Source organism: Salmonella sp. SA15303, assembly GCF_029962125.1.
Taxonomy (GTDB): Bacteria; Pseudomonadota; Gammaproteobacteria; order Enterobacterales; family Enterobacteriaceae; genus Salmonella; species Salmonella enterica.
Genome location: NZ_CP123924.1, coordinates 4,526,157 through 4,541,270 on the forward strand (window position 1 = coordinate 4,526,157; position 15,114 = coordinate 4,541,270).

General features: G+C 51.3%; 11 protein-coding genes, 6 tRNA genes and 3 rRNA genes. 2 read left to right on the forward strand and 18 right to left on the reverse strand.

Features of this window, described 5'->3' with window-relative positions; genetic code table 11:
* Positions 1-277 precede the first annotated feature (277 nt).
* From rplL to QEN31_RS22135, 11 genes are all read right to left on the reverse strand, one after another.
* The gene (gene rplL, locus QEN31_RS22085) at positions 278-643 is read right to left on the reverse strand and encodes a 50S ribosomal protein L7/L12 (protein WP_000028882.1); all 366 of its coding nucleotides are present in this window, start codon (positions 641-643) and stop codon (positions 278-280) included.
* A 66-nt stretch (positions 644-709) separates the two neighbouring features.
* On the reverse strand, positions 710-1,207 hold the full coding sequence (gene rplJ, locus QEN31_RS22090; RefSeq protein ID WP_001207203.1) for a 50S ribosomal protein L10: 498 nt from the start codon (positions 1,205-1,207) through the stop codon (positions 710-712).
* A 419-nt stretch (positions 1,208-1,626) separates the two neighbouring features.
* A complete protein-coding gene (rplA, locus tag QEN31_RS22095; protein WP_001096676.1) occupies positions 1,627-2,331 on the reverse strand; it encodes a 50S ribosomal protein L1 in 705 nt (234 codons plus the stop codon).
* A gap of 3 nt (positions 2,332-2,334) precedes the next feature.
* Positions 2,335-2,763, reverse strand: coding sequence for a 50S ribosomal protein L11 (gene rplK / locus QEN31_RS22100; protein ID WP_001085926.1), 429 nt, complete (start codon positions 2,761-2,763; stop codon positions 2,335-2,337).
* 157 nt (positions 2,764-2,920) lie between these two features.
* A complete protein-coding gene (gene nusG, locus QEN31_RS22105) occupies positions 2,921-3,466 on the reverse strand; it encodes a transcription termination/antitermination protein NusG (protein ID WP_001287521.1) in 546 nt (181 codons plus the stop codon).
* A gap of 1 nt (position 3,467) precedes the next feature.
* Complete coding sequence (gene secE, locus QEN31_RS22110) at positions 3,468-3,851, reverse strand: preprotein translocase subunit SecE (protein WP_001275691.1); 384 nt, start codon at positions 3,849-3,851, stop codon at positions 3,468-3,470.
* 229 nt (positions 3,852-4,080) lie between these two features.
* On the reverse strand, positions 4,081-5,265 hold the full coding sequence (tuf, locus tag QEN31_RS22115; protein ID WP_000031748.1) for an elongation factor Tu: 1,185 nt from the start codon (positions 5,263-5,265) through the stop codon (positions 4,081-4,083).
* 115 nt (positions 5,266-5,380) lie between these two features.
* Positions 5,381-5,456: transfer RNA gene (locus QEN31_RS22120), tRNA-Thr, on the reverse strand.
* A gap of 6 nt (positions 5,457-5,462) precedes the next feature.
* Positions 5,463-5,537, reverse strand: a tRNA-Gly gene (locus QEN31_RS22125).
* A 116-nt stretch (positions 5,538-5,653) separates the two neighbouring features.
* Positions 5,654-5,738: transfer RNA gene (locus QEN31_RS22130), tRNA-Tyr, on the reverse strand.
* A gap of 8 nt (positions 5,739-5,746) precedes the next feature.
* Positions 5,747-5,822 (reverse strand) — tRNA-Thr (locus tag QEN31_RS22135).
* A 19-nt stretch (positions 5,823-5,841) separates the two neighbouring features.
* Between QEN31_RS22135 and QEN31_RS22140 the strand changes: the two genes are divergently transcribed.
* Complete coding sequence (locus QEN31_RS22140) at positions 5,842-6,015, forward strand: hypothetical protein (RefSeq protein ID WP_001621476.1); 174 nt, start codon at positions 5,842-5,844, stop codon at positions 6,013-6,015.
* A 208-nt stretch (positions 6,016-6,223) separates the two neighbouring features.
* A complete protein-coding gene (coaA, locus tag QEN31_RS22145) occupies positions 6,224-7,174 on the forward strand; it encodes a type I pantothenate kinase (RefSeq protein ID WP_000023068.1) in 951 nt (316 codons plus the stop codon).
* A 34-nt stretch (positions 7,175-7,208) separates the two neighbouring features.
* Here coaA and birA read toward each other — a convergent pair whose 3' ends face one another.
* The 7 genes from birA to QEN31_RS22180 form a co-directional block, all read right to left on the reverse strand.
* Positions 7,209-8,171, reverse strand: a complete 963-nt coding sequence (birA, locus tag QEN31_RS22150) for a bifunctional biotin--[acetyl-CoA-carboxylase] ligase/biotin operon repressor BirA (RefSeq protein WP_000655746.1) — start codon at positions 8,169-8,171, stop codon at positions 7,209-7,211.
* Complete coding sequence (murB, locus tag QEN31_RS22155) at positions 8,168-9,196, reverse strand: UDP-N-acetylmuramate dehydrogenase (RefSeq protein WP_000149795.1); 1,029 nt, start codon at positions 9,194-9,196, stop codon at positions 8,168-8,170. Before murB ends, birA begins: the two co-directional genes overlap by 4 nt.
* Before the next feature lie 181 nt (positions 9,197-9,377).
* Positions 9,378-9,493, reverse strand: a 5S ribosomal RNA gene (gene rrf / locus QEN31_RS22160).
* 196 nt (positions 9,494-9,689) lie between these two features.
* A 23S ribosomal RNA gene (locus QEN31_RS22165) occupies positions 9,690-12,681 on the reverse strand.
* 182 nt (positions 12,682-12,863) lie between these two features.
* Positions 12,864-12,939, reverse strand: a tRNA-Ala gene (locus QEN31_RS22170).
* Positions 12,940-13,048: 109 nt separating this feature from the next.
* A tRNA-Ile gene (locus QEN31_RS22175) sits at positions 13,049-13,125 on the reverse strand.
* Positions 13,126-13,194: 69 nt separating this feature from the next.
* Positions 13,195-14,736: ribosomal RNA gene (locus QEN31_RS22180) — 16S ribosomal RNA — on the reverse strand.
* The 16S, 23S and 5S rRNA genes sit together here with 2 tRNA genes alongside, the layout of an rRNA operon.
* Between the last annotated feature and the right edge of the window lie 378 nt (positions 14,737-15,114).

Below are 15,114 nucleotides of genomic sequence, written 5' to 3' on the forward strand. Positions count from 1 at the left end.
GCGGGGGACAGTTTGTGCAACACTATTTTGTTGACCGGAAAATGGATACTTTCCGCAATGCCTGTTGCTATCACGCTTAAACCATTTCATTGCGATTTACACAGAACGTACGCTCTGTCGCAGTATATTAAGTCGTCGATAGAAACAAGCATTGAAAGGCACAGCAGTAGTCAAACAGTGTGAAACGCTACTGGCGCCTTACAGCGCAAAAAGGCTGGTGACTAAAAAGTCACCAGCCATCAGCCTGATTTCTCAGGCTGCAACCGGAAGGGTTGGTTTATTTAACTTCAACTTCAGCGCCAGCTTCTTCCAGAGATTTTTTCAGTGCTTCAGCGTCATCTTTGCTCACGCCTTCTTTCAGAGCGGCCGGAGCAGATTCTACCAGGTCTTTAGCTTCTTTCAGACCCAGGCCAGTTGCGCCACGTACTGCTTTGATAACAGCAACTTTGTTAGCGCCAGCAGCTTTCAGAATTACGTCGAATTCAGTTTTTTCTTCAGCAGCTTCAGCCGGGCCAGCAGCTACAGCTACAGCAGCAGCAGCGGAAACACCGAATTTTTCTTCCATTGCAGAAATCAGTTCTACAACGTCCATTACGGACATAGCGGATACTGCTTCAATGATTTGATCTTTAGTGATAGACATTTAAATTGTTCCTGAATATCAGAATAAGTTTATACGTAAGCAAATGCTTGATAAAGACAACTGCGATTACGCAGCTTCTTTTGCATCGCGTACAGCAGCCAGTGTGCGAACCAGTTTGCCAGCCGAAGCTTCTTTCATGGTTGCCATCAGGCGTGCAATTGCTTCTTCGTAGGTCGGCAGAGTTGCCAGGCGGTCGATCTGAGACGCCGGGATCAGCTCACCTTCAAAGGCTGCAGCTTTGACCTCAAATTTTGCATTCGCTTTCGCGAACTCTTTGAACAGACGAGCAGCAGCGCCCGGGTGTTCCATAGAGTATGCAATCAGGGTCGGACCAACAAACGTGTCTTTCAGGCACTCGAACTGAGTACCTTCAACGACGCGGCGCAGCAGGGTGTTACGAACAACACGCATGTATACGCCAGCTTCACGACCTGCTTTACGCAGTTCAGTCATTTTATCTACAGTTACGCCACGGGAATCCGCAACTACTGCAGACAGCGCGCCTTTGGCTACTTCGCTGACTTCAGCAACAATCGCTTGTTTGTCTTGAAGATTTAAAGCCATTAGCTTTGCTCCTGGATGTTTGCCGGAACTCATGTTCCGGAACTCACTTCACTCATCTCAACGAGAAGAGCGTCTTAATACGGTGAGCAGAAACAAGCCAGAGTATCAAAAATAATCTTAGCGTTCTGTCACCGTCTACGCAGGGGATTAAGCCTCTTGCGAGACGCCTGCGGTCTTCGACGGAGGCCTGGATAGGCCAGGCTCCAACGAACAAATTCTTTCTATGACTTCGTCCTTTGAACCGCAGCTGTGTTAGCTGCGCTCGTTCACACCAGTCACATAGTTAACTATGCTCCTGGCGATTCACTCACTTGCTGCCTTGCTGCAATTCAAATGACTCGCATAGTGCTCTGTTATATTTCAACAGAATCGTGGGGGTAAGATTGTAGACAAAATCACCGCCCACGTAAAGACTAATCTTAGTTCGCAGATGCGCTCAGACCAGCCTGATCAACGGCAACACCAGCACCCATGGTGGTGGAGATGCTAACTTTCTTGATGTACACGCCTTTCGCCTGGCTCGGTTTTGCTTTTTTCAGCGCAACCAGCAGAGCTTCCAGGTTTTCTTTCAGTTTGTCAGCGTCAAAGTCCACTTTACCGATGGTGGTGTGGATGATGCCGTTTTTGTCGTTACGGTAACGAACCTGACCTGCTTTAGCGTTCTTAACCGCTTCAGCAACGTTCGGCGTTACGGTACCGACTTTCGGGTTTGGCATCAGGCCGCGCGGACCCAGAACCTGGCCCAGCTGGCCAACAACGCGCATTGCATCCGGGGATGCGATAACAACGTCGAAGTTCATTTCGCCTTTCTTGATCTGGTCAGCCAGATCTTCCATACCTACCAGCTCAGCGCCAGCAGCTTTAGCTGCTTCAGCGTTCGGGCCCTGGGTAAATACGGCAACGCGAACAGAACGGCCAGTACCGTGCGGCAGTACAGTCGCGCCACGAACGTTCTGGTCAGATTTACGAGCATCGATGCCGAGGTTAACGGCAACGTCAACGCTTTCGTTGAATTTAGCAGTGGCCAGCTCTTTCAGCAGGGCAATAGCTTCGTTGATGTCGTACTGTTTGGTCGCATCAACTTTTTCACGGATCACGCGCATACGCTTGGTCAGTTTAGCCATTTCTTAGTCCTCCACTACCAGGCCCATGGAACGTGCAGTACCTTCGATGGAGCGAGTCATCGCTTCAATGTCGGCACCGGTCATGTCGGCAGCTTTGGTCTGCGCGATTTCCTGCAGCTGAGCGCGGGAAATTTTACCTACTTTGTCTTTGTTCGGCTTGCCGGAACCAGACTTGATACCAGCCGCTTTTTTCAGCAGAACAGCTGCCGGAGGCGTTTTGGTAACGAAGGTGAAAGAACGGTCAGCGTAAACGGTAATAACAACCGGAATCGGCAGACCTTTTTCGATGGAATCCGTTTTTGCGTTGAACGCTTTGCAGAATTCCATGATGTTCACACCCTGCTGACCCAGTGCTGGACCAACTGGCGGACTCGGGTTCGCCATACCAGCTGCAACCTGCAGCTTGACGTAGGCTTGTACTTTCTTAGCCATTCTAAATTCCTCGAATTGGGTAGTATCGCTTCAAAGAAGCTCCCCGTGATAAATATCGCTTTATAGGCATAAGGCCCATAAAAACAAAAGGCGCGAAATTGTATGTCAATTTCGCGCCCTATGCAACGATTAGATCGCTGCTTTTTTGATCGCAGCCTTACGCTTTCTCAACCTGGCTGAAGTCCAGCTCTACCGGGGTCGCACGACCGAAGATAGAAACAGACACTTTCAGGCGAGACTTCTCATAATCGACTTCTTCGACAACGCCGTTAAAGTCTGCGAACGGACCGTCGTTAACACGAACCATTTCACCCGGTTCAAACAGAGTTTTCGGCCGCGGCTTATCGCCAACCTGCTGCAGGCGGTTCATGATCGCATCGACTTCTTTGTCGCTGATCGGCGCCGGACGGTCAGACGTACCGCCGATAAAGCCCATCACACGCGGCACGCTGCGCACCAGGTGCCAGCTTGCGTCGTTCATGACCATCTGGACCAGAACGTAACCCGGGAAGAATTTGCGTTCGCTTTTGCGACGCTGGCCGCCACGGATCTCAACGACTTCTTCAGTCGGCACCATGACTTCGCCAAACAGCTCTTCCATATTGTGTAATTTGATATGCTCGCGCAGCGATGTGGCTACGCGGCCTTCAAAACCGGAAAACGCCTGAACGACGTACCAGCGCTTTTTAGGTGCTTCAGACATCTCAGAACCTCAGGCCAGTGATAAAGGATACCAGGCGAACCAGAATACCATCCAGTCCCCACAGGATCAGTGACATAACTGCGGTAACCGCAGCGACGATCAGCGTGGTGTGCAGCGTTTCCTGGCGAGTCGGCCAAATGACCTTACGGACTTCGGTTCTCGCTTCACGGGCAAAAGCAACGGTTGCTTTACCTTTTGTCGTCAACAGCGCGACACCACCCGCTGCAGCAATCAGAATTACTACGGCCAGCGCACGCAGCGGCAGCATCATGTCGCGATAGAGGTAGTTGCCGACGATTGCGACGATCAGCAATATGGCAACAACTATCCACTTCATCGCTTCCAGGCCGCGCCCGCTCCCTTGAGCTTCGGTATTCGCACTCATAAACCAACCTGTCAGAAGTATTCTACAAACATTTTCACCCCGCAATCGCGAGGCAATCCAAATCGAAACGCTTATTCGCCTTTCGGATTATACGCCCTCTACAGAGCCTGTCTCAGCAATGATTATGACAAATAAAATCACTGATGAGCCAGGTTCTGGTGTGAAAGCGTGCAAAAAGGGCATCAAATGATGCCCTTTTATTGCGCATTGCGTCAAATGTTATCAGCGATTAGCCGAGAACTTTAGCAACAACGCCCGCGCCAACGGTACGGCCGCCTTCACGGATTGCGAAACGCAGACCGTCGTCCATTGCGATCGGGTGGATCAGGGTAACAACCATTTTGATGTTGTCGCCCGGCATTACCATCTCCACGCCTTCCGGCAGTTCGATGGTGCCAGTCACGTCAGTAGTACGGAAGTAGAACTGCGGACGGTAGCCTTTGAAGAACGGAGTATGACGGCCGCCTTCATCTTTGGACAGAATGTACACTTCAGATTCGAACTTGGTGTGCGGCTTGATGGTGCCCGGCTTAGCCAGTACCTGACCACGTTCGATTTCTTCACGTTTGATACCACGCAGCAGAACACCTACGTTCTCACCGGCACGGCCTTCGTCCAGCAGTTTGCGGAACATTTCAACGCCAGTACAGGTAGACTTCTGAGTCTCTTTGATACCAACGATTTCAACTTCTTCGCCCACTTTGATGATACCGCGTTCTACACGACCGGTAACAACGGTACCACGACCGGAGATGGAGAATACGTCTTCGATCGGCAGCAGGAACGGCTTGTCAATCGCACGCTCTGGTTCCGGGATGTAAGAATCCAGGAAGCCAGCCAGTTCGATGATTTTCGCTTCCCACTCTGCGTCGCCTTCCAGCGCTTTCAGAGCAGAACCACGAACGATCGGCGTGTCGTCGCCCGGGAAGTCGTACTGAGACAGAAGTTCACGAACTTCCATTTCAACCAGTTCCAGCAGCTCTTCGTCATCAACCATGTCGCATTTGTTCAGGAACACGATGATGTACGGAACGCCTACCTGACGACCCAGCAGGATGTGCTCACGGGTCTGCGGCATCGGGCCGTCAGTCGCAGCAACAACCAGGATCGCGCCGTCCATCTGAGCAGCACCGGTGATCATGTTTTTAACATAGTCGGCGTGCCCCGGGCAGTCTACGTGTGCGTAGTGGCGGGTCGGGGTATCGTATTCAACGTGAGAAGTGTTGATGGTGATACCACGCGCTTTTTCTTCCGGCGCGTTATCGATCTGGTCGAATGCGCGAGCGGCACCGCCGTAGGTTTTAGCCAGTACGGTAGTAATGGCAGCGGTCAGCGTTGTTTTACCATGGTCAACGTGGCCGATAGTACCGACGTTAACGTGCGGTTTTGTACGTTCAAACTTTTCTTTAGACATCGATTGTCCCTCTAAGACACGGATAAATCGGTGATATCACCACATCAACCAGGCAACACGCCCGACTTGTTGAATGCTAATAAACAGAAGAGAAAAACAGGAAGGAGAAAAGAAGTGGTGCTGATAGGCAGATTCGAACTGCCGACCTCACCCTTACCAAGGGTGCGCTCTACCAACTGAGCTATATCAGCACATCTTGGAGCGGGCAGCGGGAATCGAACCCGCATCATCAGCTTGGAAGGCTGAGGTAATAGCCATTATACGATGCCCGCATCCTGGAACTCGGCTACCTGATTTTCATTCTGCACTGAATATCGAGAGAAGCTCTCTTTATTCGAGCCGGTAAGCGAACTTATCGTCTCGGGCTGCGCCATCGCGCGGCCGAAAATGGTGGTGGGGGAAGGATTCGAACCTTCGAAGTCTGTGACGGCAGATTTACAGTCTGCTCCCTTTGGCCGCTCGGGAACCCCACCGGACTTGATGGTGCCGACTACCGGAATCGAACTGGTGACCTACTGATTACAAGTCAGTTGCTCTACCTACTGAGCTAAGTCGGCATCAAGTAGCGCGCATTCTATGGAGACCTGCGTGCTCATGCAACTAAAAAATTGCATAAAATGTTCTATCGCTCACATTTTGCGCTATAAGAGACAAAAATGCTCTAATTTCAAACAAGAGAGCATAAATTTTCGGCATTTTACCGACCGTCTGACCAGGATACGACGCGGCATTTCAACGTTCCGTCGATAGAAAGCAATCTTCTGTATCTGGTATATTCGTCACATTGCTTCTCAGGGATAGCTTTCACAGCGAGATTTTTTCTTATTATTCCTCCCCATCTGGTGTTACCCTCCTGCCCATTGTCCAAATTAACTTAAATGTGACGTGCCGTTGCATGTCAGGGATGGCCCTCGTTCATCGCTGAACTGATGTAGCAATAGCAGCCAGAAACATGCTTATGAGTATAAAAGAGCAATCGTTAATGACGCCTTACCTACAGTTTGATCGCAGCCAGTGGGCTGCGCTTCGCGATTCTGTGCCGATGACCCTGACCGAGGATGAGATCGCGCAGTTAAAAGGCATTAATGAAGATTTATCGCTGGAAGAAGTTGCAGAAATATATTTACCTCTCTCCCGTTTGCTAAATTTCTATATCAGTTCAAATCTGCGTCGTCAGGCTGTCCTGGAACAGTTTCTGGGCACTAACGGCCAGCGAATCCCTTACATCATCAGTATCGCGGGCAGCGTCGCAGTGGGTAAAAGCACGACAGCACGCGTTCTGCAAGCGTTGCTGAGTCGCTGGCCGGAACACCGCCGTGTTGAATTGATTACCACAGACGGCTTCCTCCACCCAAACCAGGTGTTGAAAGAACGCGGGTTAATGAAGAAAAAGGGGTTCCCCGAATCGTATGATATGCACCGACTGGTGAAATTCGTTTCTGACCTCAAGTCGGGCGTACCGAACGTGACAGCGCCAGTCTATTCTCATTTGATTTACGATGTTATTCCTGAAGGGGATAAAACCGTCGCTCAGCCTGATATATTGATTCTTGAAGGTTTGAATGTTTTACAAAGCGGTATGGATTATCCTCACGATCCGCACCATGTATTTGTCTCTGATTTCGTTGATTTCTCTATTTACGTTGATGCGCCAGAAGAACTTCTTCAGACGTGGTATATCAATCGCTTCCTGAAATTCCGCGAAGGGGCGTTTACCGATCCTGACTCTTATTTCCACAATTATGCGAAATTATCTAAAGAAGAAGCTGTTAATACAGCAGCTTCGCTTTGGAAAGAAATTAACTGGTTGAATTTAAAACAAAATATTTTACCCACGCGAGAACGTGCCAGCCTTATTATGACTAAGAGCGCTAACCATGCGGTGGAACAGGTAAGATTGCGGAAATAACAGAAAAAAGGGGAGCACCGACTCCCCTTTTTTACTATTCGGCGCTTCGCAGCGATATTTCTCCGCCCATCCAGGGTTTAATCACGCCATCCTGTTCAAGCAATAATGCGCCTTGAGTATCAATGCCGCGAGAAATACCAAATATTTCTTTGTCGCCAATAATTAGTTTTACCGGACGATCAATAAAATTATCCAGTTTTTTCCAGCGCGAAAGATAAGGAGAAAGTCCTTCTTGCTCAAAAAGCTCAAGCGCAGCACGTAACTTATAAATCAGCTTTGCGGCCAGCATATTGCGGTCGAGCGTAATTCCGGCCTCTTGTAGTGTGATCCATCCCTGATTTATCACGTCCTCTTCTACGCGACGCATTGCCATGTTAATACCAGCGCCAATCACTATTTGTGCGGCATCGCCCGTTTTACCGGTTAACTCGACCAGAATACCCGCCAGTTTGCGATCCAGCAGGTAGAGGTCGTTAGGCCACTTCACACGAACTTTATCTGCGCCCAGTTCACGCAGCACTTCCGCCATCACAATTCCAATGACCAGACTCAAGCCTATTGCCGCCGCAGGCCCCTGCTCCAGACGCCAGTACATTGAAAGATATAGATTCGCACCAAACGGTGAGAACCATTTACGCCCGCGACGACCACGCCCCGCCTGTTGGTATTCTGCTACACAGGCATCACCTGAACGCAGCTCGCCAATTCGATCAAGTAAATACTGATTGGTTGAATCGATAACGGGCAATACCGCCACGTTTCCGCTATCCAGTTGGCTATGTATACGGTCAGCATCCAGTAACTGGATGGGTTCCGGTAAGCTATATCCTTTCCCGGGAACGGTAAATACATCTACTCCCCAGTCGCGTAATGTCTGGATATGTTTATTAATAGCCGCGCGGCTCATTCCCAGCCGTTCACCCAACTGCTCGCCTGAGTGAAACTCTCCGTCGGCAAGTAGTGAGATCAGCGTCAGGGGAACGGTAGTATCTTTCATGCAATGCTCTCCACAGCGTTCACCTCTCCGGACCGACCAATAAAGCGAACCTCAGGCTCCAGCCAGACATTAAATTTTTCACCCACTTTTTGCCGGACATGATGCGCCAGCGCCACCACATCTTTACTTGTCGCATCATTCGCATTAATCAATACCAGCGCCTGTTGGCGATGCACCGCAGCGCCGCCAATGGTGACGCCTTTCAACTGACATTGATCTATCAGCCAGCCTGCCGCCAGCTTCACTGAGCCGTCTGCCTGAGGGTAATGCGGCGCGTTGGGAAATCGTTCTAACAGTTCCATAGCGATATCGGCTGCGACAACGGGATTTTTAAAAAAGCTGCCCGCATTGCCATTCACTTTAGGATCCGGCAATTTTGTGGTGCGCATATGGCATACAGCATCAAACACCTGTTGCGCGGTGACCGTTTTCGGGTCCAGACAAGTAAGATCGCCATAGGTCAACACCGGCTGCCATTGCTTTGACAAACGCAGACCCACCGCGACGATCGCAACGCGATCCTGATATTCATTTTTGAAGATACTGTCACGATAGCCGAAACGGCATTCCGCCGCGGACAAACGCAGACGTTTTCCCGTTTCCAGTTCAACGCAGTCAACGTAGTCGCAGACGCGCTGTAGTTCTACGCCATACGCGCCAATATTCTGTATAGGCGAGGAACCAACGCAGCCAGGGATGAGCGCCAGATTCTCCAGGCCGGGCATGTTGTTGTCCAGCGCGTAGCGAACCAGCTGATGCCAGTTTTCGCCTGCGCCGACGTGTAGGTGCCAGGCGTCCGCGGTTTCATTGACCTCAATGCCTTTCAGACGGTTAAGGATCACGGTGCCGGCGTAATTTTCCAGAAACAGAACATTGCTTCCTTCACCCAGGATCATAACCGGCAGTCCCTCACGAGTTGCTTGCTGCCAGGCGCTCAGTAGTTGTTGTTCGTTTTCAGCGCATACGATGTGCTTTGCACAATGATCAATGCCGAAGGTATTCCAGGGTTTTAGGGAGTGGGTCATGGCTGCTTTCCTGATACTCAATCGGCAATAGTTTACCGTATCTGTGTTGGGAAGGCTTGTGGTTATATTGAGGGTGGATCGGCGCGTCCCTGTAGGCTGGATAAGGCGGAGCCGCCATCCGGCAGACTACAGATAAAACAAAAGGCCCAGTCTTTCGACTGAGCCTTTCATTCTATTTAATGCCTGGCAGTTCCCTACTCTCGCATGGGGAGACCCCACACTACCATCGGCGCTACGGCGTTTCACTTCTGAGTTCGGCATGGGGTCAGGTGGGACCACCGCGCTAGTGCCGCCAGGCAAATTCTTTGTGCTCTGTACGCAATTCTTTATCGCATCAGCGGCGTTGCCTGCGCTCGTAAACTCAGTCACATACTTCTGTATGCTCCTTCCTTTCCTTCGCTTGCCGCCTTGCTGCTGCGCAAATTATTGCGTACTCAACTCTGAATCAGTGCTGAAAATCGTCTCTCAACCGCCAAAACATCTTCGGCGTTGTAAGGTTAAGCCTCACGGTTCATTAGTACCGGTTAGCTCAACGCATCGCTGCGCTTACACACCCGGCCTATCAACGTCGTCGTCTTCAACGTTCCTTCAGGAGACTTTAAGTCTCAGGGAGAACTCATCTCGGGGCAAGTTTCGTGCTTAGATGCTTTCAGCACTTATCTCTTCCGCATTTAGCTACCGGGCAGTGCCATTGGCATGACAACCCGAACACCAGTGATGCGTCCACTCCGGTCCTCTCGTACTAGGAGCAGCCCCCCTCAGTTCTCCAGCGCCCACGGCAGATAGGGACCGAACTGTCTCACGACGTTCTAAACCCAGCTCGCGTACCACTTTAAATGGCGAACAGCCATACCCTTGGGACCTACTTCAGCCCCAGGATGTGATGAGCCGACATCGAGGTGCCAAACACCGCCGTCGATATGAACTCTTGGGCGGTATCAGCCTGTTATCCCCGGAGTACCTTTTATCCGTTGAGCGATGGCCCTTCCATTCAGAACCACCGGATCACTATGACCTGCTTTCGCACCTGCTCGCGCCGTCACGCTCGCAGTCAAGCTGGCTTATGCCATTGCACTAACCTCCTGATGTCCGACCAGGATTAGCCAACCTTCGTGCTCCTCCGTTACTCTTTAGGAGGAGACCGCCCCAGTCAAACTACCCACCAGACACTGTCCGCAACCCGGATCACGGGTCCACGTTAGAACATCAAACATTAAAGGGTGGTATTTCAAGGTCGGCTCCACGCAGACTGGCGTCCACGCTTCAAAGCCTCCCACCTATCCTACACATCAAGGCTCAATGTTCAGTGTCAAGCTATAGTAAAGGTTCACGGGGTCTTTCCGTCTTGCCGCGGGTACACTGCATCTTCACAGCGAGTTCAATTTCACTGAGTCTCGGGTGGAGACAGCCTGGCCATCATTACGCCATTCGTGCAGGTCGGAACTTACCCGACAAGGAATTTCGCTACCTTAGGACCGTTATAGTTACGGCCGCCGTTTACCGGGGCTTCGATCAGGAGCTTCGCTTGCGCTGACCCCATCAATTAACCTTCCGGCACCGGGCAGGCGTCACACCGTATACGTCCACTTTCGTGTTTGCACAGTGCTGTGTTTTTAATAAACAGTTGCAGCCAGCTGGTATCTTCGACTGACTTCAGCTCCATGAGTAAATCACTTCACCTACGTGTCAGCGTGCCTTCTCCCGAAGTTACGGCACCATTTTGCCTAGTTCCTTCACCCGAGTTCTCTCAAGCGCCTTGGTATTCTCTACCTGACCACCTGTGTCGGTTTGGGGTACGATTTGATGTTACCTGATGCTTAGAGGCTTTTCCTGGAAGCAGGGCATTTGTTGCTTCAGCACCGTAGTGCCTCGTCGTCACGCCTCAGTGTTAAAGTGAACCGGATTTACCTGGAACACACACCTACACGCTTAAACCGGGACAACCGTCGCCCGGCCAACATAGCCTTCTCCGTCCCCCCTTCGCAGTAACACCAAGTACGGGAATATTAACCCGTTTCCCATCGACTACGCCTTTCGGCCTCGCCTTAGGGGTCGACTCACCCTGCCCCGATTAACGTTGGACAGGAACCCTTGGTCTTCCGGCGAGCGGGCTTTTCACCCGCTTTATCGTTACTTATGTCAGCATTCGCACTTCTGATACCTCCAGCATGCCTCACGACACACCTTCACAGGCTTACAGAACGCTCCCCTACCCAACGAACGTATCCCTAAGCCAACTCGACTTTAATGAACGCTTTGACGTCGCTTCGCTCCGTCAATCGTCAACTCCGTAAAGTTGTCTTGGGTGATACGTTCGCTGCCGCAGCTTCGGTGCATGGTTTAGCCCCGTTACATCTTCCGCGCAGGCCGACTCGACCAGTGAGCTATTACGCTTTCTTTAAATGATGGCTGCTTCTAAGCCAACATCCTGGCTGTCTGGGCCTTCCCACATCGTTTCCCACTTAACCATGACTTTGGGACCTTAGCTGGCGGTCTGGGTTGTTTCCCTCTTCACGACGGACGTTAGCACCCGCCGTGTGTCTCCCGTGATAACATTCTCCGGTATTCGCAGTTTGCATCGGGTTGGTAAGCCGGGATGGCCCCCTAGCCGAAACAGTGCTCTACCCCCGGAGATGAATTCACGAGGCGCTACCTAAATAGCTTTCGGGGAGAACCAGCTATCTCCCGGTTTGATTGGCCTTTCACCCCCAGCCACAGGTCATCCGCTAATTTTTCAACATTAGTCGGTTCGGTCCTCCAGTTAGTGTTACCCAACCTTCAACCTGCCCATGGCTAGATCACCGGGTTTCGGGTCTATACCCTGCAACTTAACGCCCAATTAAGACTCGGTTTCCCTCCGGCTCCCCTATACGGTTAACCTTGCTACAGAATATAAGTCGCTGACCCATTATACAAAAGGTACGCAGTCACACAGGTAAACCTGTGCTCCCACTGCTTGTACGTACACGGTTTCAGGTTCTTTTTCACTCCCCTCGCCGGGGTTCTTTTCGCCTTTCCCTCACGGTACTGGTTCACTATCGGTCAGTCAGGAGTATTTAGCCTTGGAGGATGGTCCCCCCATATTCAGACAGGATACCACGTGTCCCGCCCTACTCATCGAGCTCACAGCACATGCGCTTTTGTGTACGGGGCTGTCACCCTGTATCGCGCGCCTTTCCAGACGCTTCCACTAACACACATGCTGATTCAGGCTCTGGGCTCCTCCCCGTTCGCTCGCCGCTACTGGGGGAATCTCGGTTGATTTCTTTTCCTCGGGGTACTTAGATGTTTCAGTTCCCCCGGTTCGCCTCATTAACCTATGGATTCAGTTAATGATAGTGTGACGAATCACACTGGGTTTCCCCATTCGGGTATCGCCGGTTATAACGGTTCATATCACCTTACCGGCGCTTATCGCAGATTAGCACGCCCTTCATCGCCTCTGACTGCCAGGGCATCCACCGTGTACGCTTAGTCGCTTAACCTCACAACCCGAAGATGTTTCTTACGATTCATCATCGTGTTGCGAAAATTTGAGAGACTCACGAACAACTTTCGTTGTTCTGTGTTTCAATTTTCAGCTTGATCCAGATTTTTAAAGAGCAAAACTTCGCAGTGAACCCTTTCAGGTACACTCTGAAGTATTTTTTCGTAAACACTCACGAGATGGTGGAGCTATGCGGGATCGAACCGCAGACCTCCTGCGTGCAAAGCAGGCGCTCTCCCAGCTGAGCTATAGCCCCATCGTGTAGTCAGAACCTCTTACCTTTGATTCGTTTCCGGGCGCGGCGTGGTGAAGCGAAGCATACTGAAGTATGCGAGCTTTGCCACAACAAAGCACGGGAGCGAATCTGGTAGGCCTGAGTGGACTTGAACCACCGACCTCACCCTTATCAGGGGTGCGCTCTAACCACCTGAGCTACAAGCCTGTAGAGGTTTTACTGCTCGTTTTTCATCAGACAATCTGTGTGAGCACTGCAAAGAACAGTTCTTTAAGGTAAGGAGGTGATCCAACCGCAGGTTCCCCTACGGTTACCTTGTTACGACTTCACCCCAGTCATGAATCACAAAGTGGTAAGCGCCCTCCCGAAGGTTAAGCTACCTACTTCTTTTGCAACCCACTCCCATGGTGTGACGGGCGGTGTGTACAAGGCCCGGGAACGTATTCACCGTGGCATTCTGATCCACGATTACTAGCGATTCCGACTTCATGGAGTCGAGTTGCAGACTCCAATCCGGACTACGACGCACTTTATGAGGTCCGCTTGCTCTCGCGAGGTCGCTTCTCTTTGTATGCGCCATTGTAGCACGTGTGTAGCCCTGGTCGTAAGGGCCATGATGACTTGACGTCATCCCCACCTTCCTCCAGTTTATCACTGGCAGTCTCCTTTGAGTTCCCGACCTAATCGCTGGCAACAAAGGATAAGGGTTGCGCTCGTTGCGGGACTTAACCCAACATTTCACAACACGAGCTGACGACAGCCATGCAGCACCTGTCTCACAGTTCCCGAAGGCACCAATCCATCTCTGGAAAGTTCTGTGGATGTCAAGACCAGGTAAGGTTCTTCGCGTTGCATCGAATTAAACCACATGCTCCACCGCTTGTGCGGGCCCCCGTCAATTCATTTGAGTTTTAACCTTGCGGCCGTACTCCCCAGGCGGTCTACTTAACGCGTTAGCTCCGGAAGCCACGCCTCAAGGGCACAACCTCCAAGTAGACATCGTTTACGGCGTGGACTACCAGGGTATCTAATCCTGTTTGCTCCCCACGCTTTCGCACCTGAGCGTCAGTCTTTGTCCAGGGGGCCGCCTTCGCCACCGGTATTCCTCCAGATCTCTACGCATTTCACCGCTACACCTGGAATTCTACCCCCCTCTACAAGACTCAAGCCTGCCAGTTTCGAATGCAGTTCCCAGGTTGAGCCCGGGGATTTCACATCCGACTTGACAGACCGCCTGCGTGCGCTTTACGCCCAGTAATTCCGATTAACGCTTGCACCCTCCGTATTACCGCGGCTGCTGGCACGGAGTTAGCCGGTGCTTCTTCTGCGGGTAACGTCAATTGCTGCGGTTATTAACCACAACACCTTCCTCCCCGCTGAAAGTACTTTACAACCCTAAGGCCTTCTTCATACACGCGGCATGGCTGCATCAGGCTTGCGCCCATTGTGCAATATTCCCCACTGCTGCCTCCCGTAGGAGTCTGGACCGTGTCTCAGTTCCAGTGTGGCTGGTCATCCTCTCAGACCAGCTAGGGATCGTCGCCTTGGTGAGCCGTTACCTCACCAACTAGCTAATCCCATCTGGGCACATCTGATGGCAAGAGGCCCGAAGGTCCCCCTCTTTGGTCTTGCGACGTTATGCGGTATTAGCCACCGTTTCCAGTAGTTATCCCCCTCCATCAGGCAGTTTCCCAGACATTACTCACCCGTCCGCCACTCGTCAGCGAAGCAGCAAGCTGCTTCCTGTTACCGTTCGACTTGCATGTGTTAGGCCTGCCGCCAGCGTTCAATCTGAGCCATGATCAAACTCTTCAATTTAAAAGTTTGATGCTCAAAGAATTAAACTTCGTAATGAATTACGTGTTCACTCTTGAGACTTGGTATTCATTTTTCGTCCGAGGACGTTAAGAATCCGTATCTTCGAGTGCCCACACAGATTGTCTGATAAATTGTTAAAGAGCAGTGCCGCTTCGCTTTTTCTCAGCGGCGCGGGGTGTGCATATTACGCTTTCCCGCTTCAGAGTCAAGCGATTATTTTCGCTTTTCTCCGTGAGGTTCTGGTCTGAACCCCGCTGACCCGGCGGCCTGTGTGCTGTTGTTCCGTGTCAGTGGTGGCGCATTATAGGGAGTTATTTCTGCCTGACAAGAGGAAATTTAAAATAATTTCTCAAGTGCCTGGTATTTACCCAAAACGCC

Bases quoted from the DNA above. Each gene is read 5' to 3' on its own strand.
- rplL (WP_000028882.1), bottom strand. From the start codon at position 643: ATGTCTATCACTAAAGATCAAATCATTGAAGCAGTATCCGCTATGTCC.
- rplJ (WP_001207203.1), bottom strand. From the start codon at position 1,207: ATGGCTTTAAATCTTCAAGACAAACAAGCGATTGTTGCTGAAGTCAGC.
- rplA (WP_001096676.1), bottom strand. From the start codon at position 2,331: ATGGCTAAACTGACCAAGCGTATGCGCGTGATCCGTGAAAAAGTTGAT.
- rplK (WP_001085926.1), bottom strand. From the start codon at position 2,763: ATGGCTAAGAAAGTACAAGCCTACGTCAAGCTGCAGGTTGCAGCTGGT.
- nusG (WP_001287521.1), bottom strand. From the start codon at position 3,466: ATGTCTGAAGCACCTAAAAAGCGCTGGTACGTCGTTCAGGCGTTTTCC.
- secE (WP_001275691.1), bottom strand. From the start codon at position 3,851: ATGAGTGCGAATACCGAAGCTCAAGGGAGCGGGCGCGGCCTGGAAGCG.
- tuf (WP_000031748.1), bottom strand. From the start codon at position 5,265: ATGTCTAAAGAAAAGTTTGAACGTACAAAACCGCACGTTAACGTCGGT.
- QEN31_RS22140 (WP_001621476.1), top strand. From the start codon at position 5,842: ATGGAGACCTGCGTGCTCATGCAACTAAAAAATTGCATAAAATGTTCT.
- coaA (WP_000023068.1), top strand. From the start codon at position 6,224: ATGAGTATAAAAGAGCAATCGTTAATGACGCCTTACCTACAGTTTGAT.
- birA (WP_000655746.1), bottom strand. From the start codon at position 8,171: ATGAAAGATACTACCGTTCCCCTGACGCTGATCTCACTACTTGCCGAC.
- murB (WP_000149795.1), bottom strand. From the start codon at position 9,196: ATGACCCACTCCCTAAAACCCTGGAATACCTTCGGCATTGATCATTGT.